At 43.2% G+C, this 16,485-nt stretch carries 13 protein-coding genes; 5 read left to right on the forward strand and 8 right to left on the reverse strand.

The window, feature by feature from the left end; translation table 11 throughout:
• Nucleotides 1-68: 68 nt before the first annotated feature.
• From ACMH5P_RS09375 to ACMH5P_RS09390, 4 genes are all read left to right on the forward strand, one after another.
• The gene (locus tag ACMH5P_RS09375) at nt 69-869 is read left to right on the forward strand and encodes an N-acetylmuramoyl-L-alanine amidase family protein (RefSeq protein WP_459494107.1); all 801 of its coding nucleotides are present in this window, start codon (nt 69-71) and stop codon (nt 867-869) included.
• A gap of 7 nt (nt 870-876) precedes the next feature.
• Nucleotides 877-1,827 carry an MlaD family protein gene (locus ACMH5P_RS09380; RefSeq protein ID WP_459494108.1) on the forward strand — a complete coding sequence of 317 codons (951 nt, stop codon included), beginning with the start codon at nt 877-879 and terminating at the stop codon, nt 1,825-1,827.
• Nucleotides 1,828-1,839: 12 nt separating this feature from the next.
• Nucleotides 1,840-2,667 carry a 50S ribosomal protein L11 methyltransferase gene (gene prmA, locus ACMH5P_RS09385; RefSeq protein ID WP_459494109.1) on the forward strand — a complete coding sequence of 276 codons (828 nt, stop codon included), beginning with the start codon at nt 1,840-1,842 and terminating at the stop codon, nt 2,665-2,667.
• A gap of 97 nt (nt 2,668-2,764) precedes the next feature.
• Nucleotides 2,765-5,701, forward strand: coding sequence for a DEAD/DEAH box helicase (locus ACMH5P_RS09390; RefSeq protein WP_459494110.1), 2,937 nt, complete (start codon nt 2,765-2,767; stop codon nt 5,699-5,701).
• Here the strand turns inward: ACMH5P_RS09390 and ACMH5P_RS09395 are convergent.
• Nucleotides 5,690-6,355 (reverse strand): metal-dependent transcriptional regulator, encoded by a 666-nt coding sequence (locus tag ACMH5P_RS09395; RefSeq protein ID WP_459494111.1) that lies wholly within the window; start codon nt 6,353-6,355, stop codon nt 5,690-5,692. The two genes, ACMH5P_RS09390 and ACMH5P_RS09395, sit on opposite strands and share 12 nt — an antisense overlap.
• 121 nt (nt 6,356-6,476) lie before the next feature.
• On the opposite strand from ACMH5P_RS09395, the gene ACMH5P_RS09400 reads away from it, so the two are divergent.
• On the forward strand, nt 6,477-7,796 hold the full coding sequence (locus ACMH5P_RS09400; protein WP_459494112.1) for an Nramp family divalent metal transporter: 1,320 nt from the start codon (nt 6,477-6,479) through the stop codon (nt 7,794-7,796).
• Here the strand turns inward: ACMH5P_RS09400 and ribD are convergent.
• From ribD to ACMH5P_RS09435, 7 genes are all read right to left on the reverse strand, one after another.
• The gene (gene ribD, locus ACMH5P_RS09405) at nt 7,793-8,800 is read right to left on the reverse strand and encodes a bifunctional diaminohydroxyphosphoribosylaminopyrimidine deaminase/5-amino-6-(5-phosphoribosylamino)uracil reductase RibD (protein ID WP_459494113.1); all 1,008 of its coding nucleotides are present in this window, start codon (nt 8,798-8,800) and stop codon (nt 7,793-7,795) included. The genes ACMH5P_RS09400 and ribD overlap by 4 nt on opposite strands.
• A complete protein-coding gene (locus ACMH5P_RS09410) occupies nt 8,793-11,867 on the reverse strand; it encodes an efflux RND transporter permease subunit (RefSeq protein ID WP_459494114.1) in 3,075 nt (1,024 codons plus the stop codon). Before ACMH5P_RS09410 ends, ribD begins: the two co-directional genes overlap by 8 nt.
• Before the next feature lie 13 nt (nt 11,868-11,880).
• Complete coding sequence (locus ACMH5P_RS09415) at nt 11,881-12,900, reverse strand: glycosyltransferase family 9 protein (RefSeq protein WP_459494115.1); 1,020 nt, start codon at nt 12,898-12,900, stop codon at nt 11,881-11,883.
• 7 nt (nt 12,901-12,907) lie between these two features.
• The gene (locus ACMH5P_RS09420) at nt 12,908-14,002 is read right to left on the reverse strand and encodes an efflux RND transporter periplasmic adaptor subunit (RefSeq protein WP_459494116.1); all 1,095 of its coding nucleotides are present in this window, start codon (nt 14,000-14,002) and stop codon (nt 12,908-12,910) included.
• 61 nt (nt 14,003-14,063) lie between these two features.
• Nucleotides 14,064-14,546: an Lrp/AsnC family transcriptional regulator gene (locus ACMH5P_RS09425; protein ID WP_459494117.1), complete on the reverse strand. Its 483-nt coding sequence runs from the start codon at nt 14,544-14,546 to the stop codon at nt 14,064-14,066.
• Nucleotides 14,533-15,021, reverse strand: a complete 489-nt coding sequence (locus ACMH5P_RS09430) for a gliding motility lipoprotein GldH (RefSeq protein ID WP_459494118.1) — start codon at nt 15,019-15,021, stop codon at nt 14,533-14,535. Before ACMH5P_RS09430 ends, ACMH5P_RS09425 begins: the two co-directional genes overlap by 14 nt.
• A 3-nt stretch (nt 15,022-15,024) precedes the next feature.
• Entirely contained in the window at nt 15,025-16,467 is a 1,443-nt protein-coding gene (locus ACMH5P_RS09435) for a PSP1 domain-containing protein (protein WP_459494119.1), read from the reverse strand.
• Between the last annotated feature and the right edge of the window lie 18 nt (nt 16,468-16,485).

Genomic DNA, 16,485 nt, shown 5'->3' on the forward strand with positions numbered 1-16,485 from the left:
TTGTCCTTGTAATTAATTTGCAAAATTACATCATTGCTTGGTACCTAAGTGTAATAATCATAAAAATAATGTTTTCATCCATCCGAGTTGTTTTTGTTCTTGGTTTAACTTTGTCGATTATTTCGGCGACGATGCCGACGATTGATCCAGCTCGTTCGGTCAATAAGAATCTTATCAAAACGGTTTGTTTGGATGCGGGCCATGGTGGAAAGGATCCCGGATGTTTGGGCCCTACGGGTGCTCGAGAGGGGAAAGTCACCCTGAAAATCATTTTGGAATTAGTGAAAAAGTTGAAAGCCGAATACCCAGATTTGAAGATTATCTACACGCGCCAAACCGATGAATTTATCGAACTTTTTGAGCGCGCTGACATCGCTAATCGTAATAAAGCTGATTTATTTATTTCTGTTCATTGTAATGCAGCCGTAAATAAATCCGCTTATGGAACGGAAACCTATACGATGGGTTTACATAAAACGGATGGAAATCTAAATGTTGCGAAGCGCGAGAACTCGGTAATCTTACAAGAAAAGGACTATCAAACCTCCTACAATGGTTTTGATCCTAATTCGCCTTTAGCACATATCATGATGGCAAATTACCAAAGTGCATTTATGGCCAATTCGGTGAAGTTTGCCTCGCATGTGGAGGACCAGTTCTCCAAAACCTACAAGCGCAAAAGCTTTGGTGTGAAGCAAGCAGGTTTTTTAGTCATTTGGCGGACGGCCATGCCAAGTGTTCTCGTTGAGACGGGCTTTTTAACGAACCCGAATGAAGAAGAATACTTAAACTCAGAAAAAGGGCAAGCTGAGGTTGCGGAAGCTATCGCGACAGCCTTCAAGAAGTATAAATTAGAAATCGAAAAATAAACCCACTATGTTTCAAAGCAACGAATTAAAGGTTGGTTTTTTAGCTTTAATTGCCTTCCTAATCCTGTATTTTGGGTTTAATTTTTTGAAAGGGAATGACGTTTTCTCTTCCTCTAATATTTATTACGTCACCTACGATAACGTAGATGGATTGACCGCATCTAATCAAGTTTTATTAAATGGAATTGAGGTAGGTAAAGTCAAAAAAGTAGAGTTGTTGCCGGAGGATGGCAATAAAATCAAGGTTACCTTACGCATCAATAAAGATTTAATTCTTCCGGATAAATCCATCGTCGTTTTGTCAGATGGGGCCTTGCTCGGCGGGAAAGTGATGCGTTTGGAATTACTCGGAAAAGGATCTTTGCCTAGTGAAAGCATATTGGTTGGGACGACCGAAAAGGGACTTTCTGCCCTGCTAAAAGAACGCGCTTTACCAGTTTTATCCAATGCGGATTCTTTATTGATTTCCTTCCGAACCATCAGTAAGAAATTTGAGCATACGGGAACCCATCTGAATGAATTGATTAAAAATTCGAATTCAGCGGTGACCAATATCAATGGGTCGGTGACAGAGTTAGTAGCCGACAACAAAGCGAACGTGAAGCAGATTACCGCTAACATGAAGTCGTTGACACAGAGTTTGACTGAAACGGAAAAGCAATTAAAGCCCTTGTTGACGAAATTCAATACAGTTGCCGATTCCTTGCAAGCTGTACGCATCGGACAAACCTTGCAGGAAGCGGGGAAAGCGATTAATTCACTGCAGAAGATTGTGACGAAGCTTGAACAAGGACAAGGAACTGCGGGCAAATTATTGGTCAACGATTCATTGTACAACGGGCTTAACAAATCCTTATTGGATCTTGATAAGCTGCTGATCGATTTTCGTACACAGCCCAAACGCTACATACATTTCTCTGTTTTCGGCAAAAAAGATCCGAATCCGGTTACCCAATAATTCCTTTTCAGTATGGCGACGAAACAACTACGTATTTCGGCTAGTGTCGAGATTACAGATATTTTAATGGCGGAGCTAAGTGAAATTGGATTCGATATCTTTGAAGATACTGACACCGGTATTCAAGCTTATTGCCCACTCGCCGTTTACGACCATGGCGCCGCTCATGAAATCATTGAACGGTATCGATTTTTAGGTCCTATCGAAGTGGAGGAGGCAGAAATCGAAAAGCAAAATTGGAATGCGGTTTGGGAAACCAATTATGACCCCATCCGTATTTCGGACCAAGTAAACATCCGCGCAAGTTTTCATGAGCCTGACCCATCCGTGACCATGGATATCGTCATTAATCCCAAGATGTCTTTTGGGACGGGGCATCATGAAACAACAACCCTCATGGTTCAGGGTATGTTTGAAATAGAGTTAACGAATAAATCCGTCCTTGACGTAGGTACGGGTACCGGAATATTAGCTTTCATTGCGATTAAATTAGGTGCTAACCGAGTACATGGTTTCGACATCGACCCCTGGTCAGTGGAGAATTCGATCGAAAATGCCTCATTGAATGGATGCGAAATGGTGACCTTTCAAGAAGGAACAATTCGAAATGAACCCGATACTACGTATGATGTTGTGCTAGCCAATATCAATCGAAATATCTTGTTGGACGAGCTCGCTGAATATGCCGCACGGCTTGTCCCTGGTGGCACTTTGTTATTAAGTGGATTCTATGCGGATGATATTTCGTATTTGTTGGAAGCTGCGACCTCCCATGGATTATCGTTGGAATCTGAGACGAACTTGCGGAATTGGGCTTATCTACGTCTGAAGAAGGCTTGAAGTTAATTTTCTTATTCTTAGGTAGTATTTCATAAAAAAACCTTATTTTTGAAGGTTTTACTCTTAGAACTCGCGAAATCGAGCTCTGAATAGCTACATGAAGATCTCCCCAAACAAACCTTTTCAGGTTGTTTATTCCTTGTTATCCCACGAATGCCTCGGTTATTTGTTTGAGGTTTTTGTTGTTCAATTGAATGACAAGGGTCAGTTGACGTGGGAGTATCAAACCCTTACGACACGCAATTTCCATGAATTTGCACACAGTTTAGATGAACGTGATGAGGCTGCAGTCAAATTGGTGGAGGGAATGAAACCCGCTGCGATTTATGAGAAATTTAATACCTCCAAGCGCAAGTCCATGGAGGAGTTTTATTTAAAGACGTTCGATGCCGAAAAAGGCGAGAAAGAAATCCAAGAGGCGGTTCATGCTGTCGTCGAAAAACGCCGTTCCCAGATTTTCGAATTGATTTGCCCAGATAAAACGTTATTTATCATGGGTAATGACGGCAACCCGATGCGACAAGCCGTTGAAATTCAGGAGGATGCTGTTGAGGTGTTATTTCATTTCATGCGGAATGAGGAGAATACGCACTATTTTCCAACCCTCAAATACAAGGGTAATAAGCTGGAATTTCAATACAAGGATGCCCTCATTCTTTGTGATGAACCAGCTTGGATGCTTTTAAATCAAAAGCTTTATCACTTCAAACCGCAATTAGAAGGCAAGAAATTACGCGCCTTTTTGAATAAGAAGTTTGTCGTTATTCCTCGAAACATGGAGGAAGATTATTTTAGAAAATTCGTCAAAGCCATGGTAGCTCGCTATCCCGTTCATGCCAAAGGTTTTGAGATTACCAATACCGAAAAGAACTGTCAATACCTTTTGTCTTACGGGCCCATTACCCCGAAGTTAGATGAAGATGAAAAAGTAAGTTCCAAGAAAGCTTTGGAAGCTGCGGATCGATGGCAGTTTGTACTTTCATTCCAATATGGTAATAATCGCTTCCCTTGGGATGGTCTCTCCGCGGAGGCGAATGTCTTATTCGAAAAGAAAGGCGATAGCTATGCTTTTCAAAAAATCATGCGCTCCCTCACCAAGGAAAAGCGTGCTTTTCAAGCACTTAAATCAATGGGTCTGCCCATGGAAGCGGATGGCCGGGCAACGATTTCCCGTTCAGATGCCGTACAATGGCTAACTGCCCACAAGCAAGACCTAGATCAAGCCGCTTTCTCCGTGCAATTCAAAGGGGATGGTTCTGCCCCAAGGTATTTCCTAGGTAAACCGGAAATTAAGATTCGTATTGGCGAGAAATTAGATTGGTTTGATGTGCAAGCTATTATTTCGTTTGGGACTTTCCAGATCCCATTTTTGAAGATACGCCAACTCATCTTACAGAAGAAGAAGGAGTTCCATCTGCCCGATGGTTCCATCGCCATTATCCCTGATAACTGGTTTCATGATTACCAAGATCTTTTCTATTTCTCCGAGACCCGTCCCGGTGAAGAGGGGGTATTTTTACGCCGTCAACATTTTCAATTGATTCAAGAATGGGAAAACCAAGAATTGGTCAAAACCAATTTGCGGACAAAAACCCTCAACGATCTCAAACTCGAAACCAAAGAGTTCCCCGTTCCGAAGAACTTCAAGGGAACGCTTCGCCCATATCAATTGGAAGGTTACCGTTGGATGCGGACTCGCCAAGCTGCTGGCTTAGGCGCCTGTTTAGCAGATGATATGGGTCTTGGTAAGACGGTGCAAACCTTGTGTCTATTGCAGAGCTTAAAGGAGCAAGGGGAGACGGCACCGTCCTTATTGGTTATGCCAACTTCCCTCTTGTACAACTGGGAGATGGAAGCCAAGAAATTTACGCCTCAATTGCGTGTTTTGGTCTATAGTGGACCTCAACGAGAGAAATTACAGGCCCAGATTGGCAAAGTTGATTTGATTCTTTGCTCATTTGGGTTGGTTCGTTCGGATATAGACTGGTTTGAGAAACAAGCCTTTAGTTATGTCATCTTGGATGAGTCGCAAGCGATTAAAAATCCTTTGGCTAATATTACGAAAGCCGTTCAGAAGTTAAATGCGAAGTACCGTTTAGTGATGACGGGAACGCCGCTGGAAAATTCAACCATGGACTTGTGGTCGCAAATGAATTTTGTCAATACAGGATTATTAGGTACTCAGCGATATTTTAAGGATTATTTTCAAATTCCCATTGAGAAGAAGGCCGATAGCGATCAGAAAAAACGTCTTTATTTCTTAATAAAGCCTTATTTATTACGTCGTGAAAAGCGGCAGGTAGCGGCGGATTTACCAGAGAAAATGGAGTCCATTACCTATTGCACCATGTCAGAGGAACAAGAACGCCTATACGATAAGACGAAATCGTTCTATCGCGATGTGTTGTTGAAACAAATCAAAGACGAGGGTCTTCAAAAATCCCGATTCTCTGTCCTTCAAGGTCTAACCAAATTACGCCAATTAGCGAATCACCCGGCACTCTGTGAAGAAGGCTTCGAGGGAGAATCTGGCAAGATGGAGGCTGTGTTAGAGAAATTGGAAACTGTATTGGAGCAGCATCATAAGGTGCTGATATTCAGCCAGTTTGTCCAGCATTTAGGCCTTATTCGCAAGGCTTTGGATGAGCGAGGCATTGATTATGCTTATTTGGACGGAAGTACCTCCGATCGTAAAAGTCAGGTGGAAAGCTTCCAAAAGGACGATGGGCAATCTGTATTTTTGATTTCCTTGAAGGCCGGTGGAGTAGGTTTAAACTTGACAGCAGCGGATTACGTATTCTTGTTGGATCCGTGGTGGAATCCTGCGGCGGAGGCACAAGCGATCGACCGGGCGCACCGAATCGGACAGAAGAAGACCGTATTTACCTATAAGTTTATCAGCAAGGAAACCGTCGAGGAAAAGATTTTATCCTTGCAGCAACGGAAGCTGGATTTAGCGAATGAATTGGTGACTTCAGATGAAAGTATCTTGCGTAATCTGAGTGAGGATGAAGTCTTGGATCTATTGAGCTAGTTTAACCAAAATATTTTTGGCAACCTCGTGGCTAATAAACACAGCAGGTTTTCCGTCGATGCTTACCGCAATCGAACGATCAAACTCATTGATTTCTTGTACGCTTAGGCTACTCCCAAGACTTAAATTCATTTTCGTAAGTAATTGCAGAAAGACAGCAGAGTCTTTCGCTACGCCCATCAGCACGCAACTTTTTCCTGCTCTGATATCTGCCAAATGCAAATAGCCTAGTTCAGGCATCACTCCACTTTTACTGGGAATTGGATCTCCGTGTGGGTCCGTTTTGGGGAATTCAAGAAAGGCATCCAGCTTGTCGATGAGCGTATCCGACTCAATATGTTCCAGCTGTTCAGCGATTTCATGTACCTCATCCCAATTAAAGCCCATTTTTTCCACCAGAAAAACCTCCCATAACCGGTGCTTGCGAACAATACCCAAGGCTATTTTTTCACCCTCCGGACTTAAACGAACACCTTGGTATTTTTGGTAGTTGACCCAGCCTTTATCAGCCAGTTTGCGAAGCATATCGGTTACCGAAGCCGCTTTTGTCTGGGTTAATTCAGCCACTGCATTGGTTGATATATCCTCATTATGGCCCTCTGAAAGGCGATAAATGATTTTCAGGTAGTTTTCTTCCGCAAATGAAGTCGCCATCTTGAATTGTTTTGAACTCAAAAATAAGGAATTATTTGGGGATTTAATTTTTTAGGCTTAACTAAAAATTATTTTTGAATTGTCGTAAAATAAGTATATTTGAAGGTAAATAGTTAATTCAATGTCCAAGCATTGGCGTAAATCACATCCGGAAAATTCATTGAGCGAGGTTTTTGCTACGATACCTGTCCCTAAAGGAGAAGGATTTTGGCGAAATTTACGTGCATTCATTGGTCCAGGATTTATGGTCGCTGTCGGCTACATGGACCCTGGAAACTGGGCGACGGATTTAGCTGGTGGCGCTCAATTTGGCTATACGCTTCTATCGGTGATTCTTATCTCCAGCCTATTTGCGATTTTGCTTCAACATTTGGCCTTGAAATTAGGCGTGGCTACAGGTCGGGATTTAGCGCAAGCCTGTGGAGATTCCTTCTCAAAACCGGTCGCGTATTTTCTCTGGATTATCTGTGAATTAGCTATTGCTGCTTGCGATCTAGCCGAAGTGATTGGCTCCGCGCTCGCGCTTCATTTGCTTTTTGGTATACCCATTTTAGCGGGTATCGCAATTACCATTCTGGATGTTTTCTTAATTCTTTATTTTCAAAATCGCGGTTTCCGCGTCCTTGAATCCATCGTGATGGCCTTGCTTGCTGTCATTGCGCTCTGTTTTGCCTATGAAATGTGGGCAGCACAGCCCGCGGTTGCTCAAGTTCTACAAGGCCTCATTCCTAGTTCGAGTATCCTGATGGATGAGCGTCAACTATATGTTGCTATTGGTATCTTAGGAGCTACCGTGATGCCCCATAATCTATACCTGCATTCGAGCATTGTGCAGACCCGTGCTTTTGAACAAAATGACATCGACCGTAAAAAAGCCATCAAGTATGCGACTTGGGACTCTACGATTTCCCTCAGCTTTGCGTTCTTCATCAATGCGAGTATTTTGATTTTAGCGGCGGCGGCTTTTCATTGGAATGGCCGTCAGGACGTTGCCGATATCCAAGATGCCTTTGTGCTACTGGATCCCGTGATGGGCACAAAATGGGCGAGTATCTTATTTGCTGTGGCACTTTTAGCGTCAGGTCAAAATGCCACGGTAACAGGTACCTTGGCGGGGCAAATTGTCATGGAAGGATTCATCGATTTGAAGATGAAACCTTGGTTAAGACGAATGATTACCCGAATGATTGCCATTGTGCCCGCATTCTTCGTGACCTGGATTTGGGGGGAATCTCGTATCAATGAATTATTGATTTTCTCGCAAGTCATTCTATCGATGCAACTGAGCTTTGCCGTTATTCCACTGGTTTGGTTTACGAGTGATCCCGAACGAATGGGACCTTTTGTAAATCCGAACTGGATGCGTAATCTTGCTTGGATTGTCTCTGCGATTATTCTCTCGCTTAATTGTTATTTACTAGGTCAAATCCTTTTAGCCTAACGTTTTTTCCAGCGGTTATTGGATCCGATTGGATAGGACTTAAAATCTTCATTGGCTAGTCGGGGTGCAGCAATTCCTTCGTTTAGCTCAAGATCCGATTCGATTTGAATGAGTTCTTGAACCTCCATTTTTTCCACCAATTCCTCAATAGTTTTGGTTCCTCCTTCTACTAGAATCGATTGAATCCCCTTTGCATAGCAATAGCGCATAAAAGCCGCTAAGTAATCAGATTCCCCCAATGCAACCCATGCTTTATTCCCTTCCGATTTAGTGATTTCATATGTGAATAGGATAGTCGGATTGCCATCCGTTAAAACGAGGGCATTGGGACTCGTTCGGCCATGTGGATCCAAGATCAATCGTAAGGGTGATTTCCCAGGCCATGTCCGGGACGTTAAACTTGGATTATCGTTATTCACCGTGTTAACTCCCACTAAAATCGCATGGTGCTCAGATCTTAATCGGTGGACCAAGGCATGACTAATCGGATTCGAAAACAAGATCGCCTCTCCCGATTTTTGAGCAATAAATTGATCCGAGGAGCTGGCGAATTTAACAGTTAAGTAGGGTCGTTGATGTCGGTGAAAATGAAAGAATCGGCGATTCAGGTATTCTCCTTTTTCTGCTAGAACTCCAATCTCAACCTCAATGCCTGCAGCTTGTAATTTGGCGACACCTTGTCCTGCCACTAAGGGGTTGGGATCTAGGTTGCAGATGACTACTCGGCCAACTTGATGTTTGATCAGTAGATCGGCACAGGGGGGTGTTTTACCGGTATGACTGCAGGGTTCTAAACTGACATAAACGGTCGCGCCACATGCATCCTCCGTTTGAAGGAAGGCATTAACTTCTGCATGGGGACCGCCGTATTGGGCGTGATACCCTTCGCCAATTATTTGATTGTTTCGGACGATTACACAACCAACCCAAGGATTAGGAACAACGAACCCTCCACCCAATTGGGCCAAATCAAGGGCTCGTTGCATCCAAATTTCATCATTCACCTTTTGAAGGTTTTAAATTTCTAGACATATAGCTGTAAATCGCTGGAATCACATACAAGGTTAAGGTGGTGGAGAATAACATACCCCCTACAACGGCAATACCCATCGAAACACGGCTCGTTGAACCAGATCCCAAGGCCAAGGCAATGGGTAATATACCTAAGATCGTACAGAGCGATGTCATAATAATCGGTCTGAAACGTGCCGTAGCTGCACTTTTTACCGCTTCTAATTTCGCTAACCCACTTTCCTTTTTCTGATTCGCAAATTCCACAATCAGGATACCATTCTTCGTTACCAAACCAATCAATACAATGATTCCAATTTGTGAGAAGATATTCAGCGTTTGGCTAAAATCCCACAAGGATAATAGTGCTCCAGCTACGGCTAATGGTACCGTAAACAAGATAATGAATGGATCGATAAAGCTTTCAAACTGCGCCGATAGGATCAAGTAAATCAATAAAATGGCAAGCGCAAAGGCAAAAAGCAACGAAGAACTCGACTCTTTAAATTGCTTACTTTGTCCGTCATAGGCTGTAGAGAAGGATTCATCGAAGGTTTCTTTGGCCAACTTATCCATCTCATCCAAGGCTTCTCCTAAGGTAACTCCTTTTGCCATCTGTGCCGTTACCGTAGCGGCCGAGTACCGATTGAAACGGAATAATTGCGGTGGCGTACTCTGTTCTGTAATCTTTACCATGTTGTCCAATTGAATCAAATCCCCCCGATTATTTTTCACGTAAAGTGACTTCAAATCGTTCACGTCATTACGCAAAGAACGATTGATTTGACCAATCACCTGGTATTGCTTTCCATCCATGATGAAATATCCGAAACGACGTCCTGAAAGTCCCAATTGTAAGGTTTGCGCCACATCTTGAATCGATACACCCAAGTTTTGTGCTTTGGCACGATCAATTTCCAAGCGGAGCTCAGGCTTCGTGAATTTCAAGTTGATATCGGACACCTCAAATTTTGGAGAATCCCGCACCTTAGCCATAAACTGTGGCATCATTTTTTTCAATTTCTCAAAGTTAGGGGCCTGAACCACAAAGGCTACAGGCAAACCTCCACCCCCACGTTGACCCGTTTGTAAGGTAGGCTCCTGAATAACAATCGTTTTAGCTCCAGGAAATTTCTTCACCTTCGGTTGGAGTCCATCGACAATTGCTTGTTGGCTCCTACGCGCCGCCGTATCACTTAATAAAATCCGAATCATTCCAGAATTTGAACCGGCATTTCCGAATCCGGGTGATGTAATGGTGTAGATGGCACTCCGCTCTTTTTCCGGAATTTCCTTCATGATGAATTTGGTAATTTCATCCGTAAAGTTCAACATGTAGTCGAATGTAGCGCCTTCCGGTGCCGTTGCACTGACACGCATTTGGCCGCGGTCTTCCAATGGCGCCAATTCTGATGGGATGGCTCCTGATTTGAATAACGTATAAATCACGCCTACCAAACCGATCATAATCACCCAAGCAATCCATCGTACCTTAAGGAATGAGTTCAATGAATTTTCATAGGCCGTTGTCATCCAAACAAAGAACGGCTCCGTTACATTGTAAAACCATGGCTTGCTATGCCCCCCTTTTAATAATTTCGAACTCAACATGGGTGTCAAGGTCAGGGAAACAAAGGCAGAAATAATTACCGAGCCTGCGACCACAATACCGAATTCGCGGAATAATTGGCCAGTGATACCCTGCAAGAAAATCACGGGTAAGAATACTGCAGCAAGGGTTACCGTTGTGGAAATAACCGCGAAGTAAATTTCTTTCGAACCCTCCAAGGCAGCCTCCCAGGGGCTTAATCCTTCTTCTATTTTGGTATAGATGTTTTCCAATACCACAATGGCATCATCCACCACGAGACCAATGGAGAGTACAATTCCCAATAAGGTTAATACGTTCACCGAGAAACCCGCCAAATACATAAAGAAAAATACCCCGATTAAAGAAACCGGAATGGCGGTTAGTGGAATAATGGTTGATCGCCAGTCGCGTAGAAACAAGAAAATAACAATCGTTACTAATAGAATAGCTGTTAAAATGGTTTCTTCCACTTCCTCAATCGACCTGCGAACATATTTCGTGTTATCGAAACCCTCTTTCAGAATGACATCACTTGGAATGGTCGTCTGAATCTGCTTCATTTTTAAATGAATCTGGTCGACAATCTCGATTTGGTTAGAACCCGGTTGCGGAATGACCGCAATCGAAATCATCGGCACCATGTCACGCTTGAAAAATGTTTTTTCATTTTCTGGAGCAAGTTCTGCCCGACCCACATCCGAAAACTTCACGGAACGGTCCCCTTCTTCCCGGATAATTAAATTATTGAAATCCTCAACGGAGGTCATGCGTCCTTGCGTACGAACCGTCAATTCCGTATTGTTTCCTTCGATACTTCCTGACGGTAACTCAATGTTCTGTTTCGTTAAGGCACTCACAATATCGGGCGCCGTTAAGCGGAAGGATGCCAAACGCTCGGGGTCAATGTGTAATCGCATTGCGTATTTCTTTTCTCCCCACATTTGAACCGAACTTACCCCCGGAATGGTTTGAAGTTTTTCCTTCACATTTCGCGTTGCGATCTCATTCAAACTCAATAAATCGCGCGTATTCGAATAAATATTTAAGTTGTATATCGGGTTTGAATCTGCATCGGCTTTCGATACCACGGGCGGATCAACATCCTTTGGCAATAAAGCCATCGAACGAGAAACCCGGTCGCGCACGTCATTCGCAGCATCTTCAATGTTGACAGCTAAATCAAATTCGACCGTGATATTCGACCGACCGTCCCTACTCGAACTCGAGAGTGTTTTAATCCCCGCAATTCCATTAATGGATTCCTCCAGAGGCTCGGTAATCTGGGATTCGATGATGTCCGCATTGGCACCCGTATAGCTCGTCTGAACCGTTACGACCGGCGGATCCACAGAAGGATATTCACGAATACCTAAATAGGAATATCCGATTAAGCCGAATACAATAATCGTTACAGACATAACGATAGAAAGTACGGGGCGTTTGATGCTAATATCTGATAATGATGCCATAGTATTATTAGGTTTAGGCCAATTGCGTTGTGGGAATTGGTTTTAATTGGGATAACAGTTCCCAGACGGTTTCAAATGGAATTTCAGTCGACAGGCCATTGGGATAATGGTAAATCTTGGCACGACCGTTTTCATAAGCTCCCGAATAGGGCATGTGGTTTTTAAAATCTTTATAATCGCCGAGCAAAATTAATCCCGGAATTTCAAATGCATTTGCAATATGTGTAGGCCCCGAATCAATTCCGATAAAGAATTTAGCACCTTGGATAATCTTTGCCATACTCACTAAACTCGTTTTCCCTACGTAGGATATGAACTTCGGGTGATCAATCGCTAATCCATCTGAAATACCAATTTCAATTAGGGTCACATCGTATTGATCTAAAATTCTTTGAATTAATGTATGCCAATTTTCGTCGACCCATTCGCGCTCGGCGCCATTTGATTTCCGGTGGATCACCCAATAATTTTGTGGTAATTGGAGTGAATCATCATTTCCCAAATACAAATGAGGTTGTTTCGACTCTACATAGGGGATTTCACACATATCAAACACCCCTTTCAACAAATTACCGCGATGGTAATAGTTGTGCATGGTTAAGTCCAATTGGTCTGCTTTCGGGTTAATTAATTCGCGATGGAAATAGCTATCAAATCGTAAATTGCTTAAATGCAAATTGTAAAATTGGTTGAATGGCGAATGCTGCGTTAACCAAATGCTATTCAGGATGGAATGTTCGTCGATCACCACATCGATTTGAGGGTGATTTTCCAAAAGACTACGGAAACTTGCCTTCACAATCCAAACAATCTTTGCTTTTGGATGCTTAAGACGTAACTCCCCGATGATCGGCTCCGCAGCTACAATGTCACCCAAATGTTCAGCCAATAGAATTCCAATAACAGGCTGTTGGAAACGTTGCATCCGTATTCGGATGTAAAGTCGGGCATAAGCCATACATGCCGATAACCAATAGCTCAGTTTTCGGAATTTGTATGCCCATAAGGACCGACTTACATAGATGGATGCCATAAATCGTTTATTCTACGACTTCTTTTATTTCAACTTCCCCATCAGGTTTTACCTGAATGACGCCATTGGTAATCAAGGTGTCACCAATCGAGAGGCCAGAAAGTATTTCGACGTTCTTCTCCCCACGGTTACCCAGTTTTACCTTCACGGGCACTGATTTACCTTGTTTTACAATGAAGACTTTATTACCTGATGCTTCTGGAATAACGGCCTCCGTTGGAATTAAAATTGCACTACCCTTTGATTTTAAGATCAAATTGATCTTTGCAAAAGCTCCTGGAACCAGTTGATTGCCCGGATTTGGGGCCAAGGCACGGATTTGCAAAGTTCGAGTTAATGGGTCGATTTTCGGGTCGATGGCGTATACCTTGCCAACAAACGTCTTTTCCTCATTTTCCGTTTGGAATTCCACTGTGCTACCTTTGCGGATTACCGTGGCATATTTTGCTGGAATAGAGAATTCGATTTTAGCTGGGTTGGTATTTGTTAAGGTCGCAATCTTTGTCGTCGGGGAGATGTAACTACCCAAACTCACGTAACGGAAACCAATCGTTCCTGAAAAAGGAGCTTTGACTGTCGTTTTAATTATCTGTGCCTTCAAATCTTCAATATCCGCTTCGATGGTATTGACCGTATTGACTGCGATGTCATATTCGCGTTGCGAAATAGCTTCTTTCTGTAGCAAGATTTTTTGACGAGCCTCGTTGTCTTCCGCTAATTTCTTATTGAATCCCAATTTACGTAAGCGTGCTTGCAAATCGTCGTCATTGATTCGAAACAAAACAGTGCCTTTTTGAACAACATCACCCTCCTTGATATTTAGCAAGATGATTCGACCGGCGATTTCCGAACGAATTTCAACCTCCTCATTCGGAAGAATACTTCCCGTAGAATTAATCATATCATCCAATCGAGTTGATTTGACCACAGAAACGACTACGGCTGTTTTTCCGCCACCTTTGCCTCCTGGACCTCCTTTCTCTTTTTTAGCCTCCTCCTCTGGATTCTTGGTGAGCGATTGCTTGATTTTTGGATAAAACGCCAGCCCCAAGATTAAGGCAATGATTGCGATACTGACGATTGTTTTACTTACTTTATTCATCGTTTTATATAGTCGGTTTAGGATAATAATCAAATTACATAATTGCTACCATTTAGCTGTCCTAAATTGTAGGTTTATTGGTTAACCAAGGTAAAATTTGTTCGTTTTGGATTTGATTCATCACGAAATGACTTTGAGCATTCCCAATGTTTTTGATGCTGGCCAATTTGTGTAGAATAAAATTTCGGTATTCATCCATGTCGGAAACAACAATCTTCAATAGGAAATCGCTATGTCCTGATACGCAATAACATTCTTGAACCTCCACGAGCGACATGACATCCGTCTCAAATTGATTCAGGTATTCGGCCGCATGTTCCTTCAGGGAGATGTCGCAAAAAACAGTTAATGACTTCCCTAATTTATTCGGGTTTATGGTGGCCTTATATCCAGTGATCACTCCATCTTTCTCCATGCGTTTGATCCGCTCATGCACCGGTGTGGCGCTAAGTCCCAAACGAGAGGCCATCTCCTTATTCGACATGAAGGCATCCTCATGCAAGAAGGCTAAGATTTGTTTATCTATATCATCAATTTTTGCCATCGCCCTTCGGTGTTTCCGTGATGGATGCGCCGGCCGACACAATGCCTTTCAGGGTGTCTGTACGCATAAATTGCTCCAAGCTAATTTTGTATTTCCCTACTCGAGAAAATCGCAAACCTTTAAATATGGGATATGAGTGACTGTACATGTCACCCAATCCTGTACCCTTCGGTTTACCCGTTTTCGCATCATAAAAAAAGGCTTCTGCAAAAGCTCGCTTGATAACGAATCCATCCGAATTCATAATCTTGGGGATGAAATACAAGTTGTAATAGGGGTAATCATTGGACTGACGAATCGCTACATTTAGGTCGTACGATTTCGTCGTATCACTTATTTCAAAGGGTATTTCAACCTTGTTTTTTTGTAGCCAACCATTTTCCGACATAGATACCGTTTGGTCAACGAGCGTGTCGGTTTGGCAAGATATGGTCATGCCAAGCGTAAAGAACAATATAATGCGCTTGTAAAACATGGCTTAAGATGCTGAAGGGGCTTCTGGTCCACCTCCCTCGCGTGGAGGACGAGGTTTAAATTTCTTTTTAAACTTCTTTTTGAATGGTTTTGGTGTTGCATTTTCCCCATCTGCTTGAGGCGCCGCACCTTCCGGTTTAGGCGCTTGCTCCGGACGAGGTTTGCGATCCTGCTGTGGACGTGGCCCCCGATTATCTCCTTCCTTCGGTCCACGATTATCAGGTCTTGGACCACGATTATCACGCCCTTCCGGTTTAGGCCCACGATTTTCACGAGGTCCACGGTTTTCAAAACGGTCGCGCCCACCTCGGTTATTCCCCGATTTTCCCGCCGGTTTTTTCCCACCGTATTTCTTGTCCATTCGCTCCAAATCCGAGTTTAATTCAGATAGCGTTGGCTTCTCCACAACCGGCGCATCTGGATTTAAATCCGAGAAGGACTCTGGTATAATTCCTTTCTTATTCAACTCAATAATTTCAGCAACACGATCACAAGAAACTGGAATCCATATCGCCTCTTCGCCTACAATGCCAAACCACATCATGCGTTTAAAGATGTCGGTCTTCTGCAAAATGGCATCCCCCTTCTTCGTTTTTAAACGCCCTTCGATTGTTGGGATCCCTTTCAAGGCATCCATGTAGGTCTCTAATTCATAATTCAAGCAACATTTCAAACGCCCACACTGACCACTTAATTTCACGGGATTCAGTGATAAATTCTGGTAGCGTGCTGCGGAAGTCGTTACATTTTTAAAGTCTGTCAGCCAGGTTGAACAACATAATTCTCGTCCACAAACTCCGATTCCTCCTAAACGCCCTGCTTCTTGACGTAAGGAAATCTGTTTCATTTCCACCCGTACTTTGAATTCAGTTGCCAAGAGTTTAATCAACTCCCGGAAATCCACCCGGTCGTCGGACGAATAATAAAATACGGCTTTCGTGCCATCCGATTGGAACTCCACGTCGGATAGCTTCATGTTAAGCTTTAAATCACTAATGATTTGACGGCCGCGGTACATCGTAGGCATATCACGCGCAATCATTTGCTCGTGTTTTTCGAGATCTTTGTCGTTGGCAACACGTACAATGGTCTTTAAATTATCATCGTCTTTGATACCCTTTTTCAATAATTGCAAACGGACTAATTCCCCTTGAAGGGAAACAATACCCAAATGCAATCCTGTCGTCGATTCGATCATGACCGCATCGCCCGTGTGTAATTCCAACTTTTTAACATTGCGGAAATATTCCTTGCGCCCGCCTTTGAATTTGACTTCTACGACGTGGAAACGCTGAAATTGCGGCACATCAAGGTCGGAAAGCCAGTCAAAGACATTCATTTTGTTGCAGCCACCTGAGCCACAACCCCCGTTGCTTTGACAACCTGCTACTTCGCCTGTTGCGCCTTTGGATCCACATGACCCTGTTGAACACGATTTACATGCCATATTATGTGTTGGATTGGC

It is taken from the genome of Aquirufa sp. 5-AUSEE-100C1 (genome assembly GCF_054558655.1).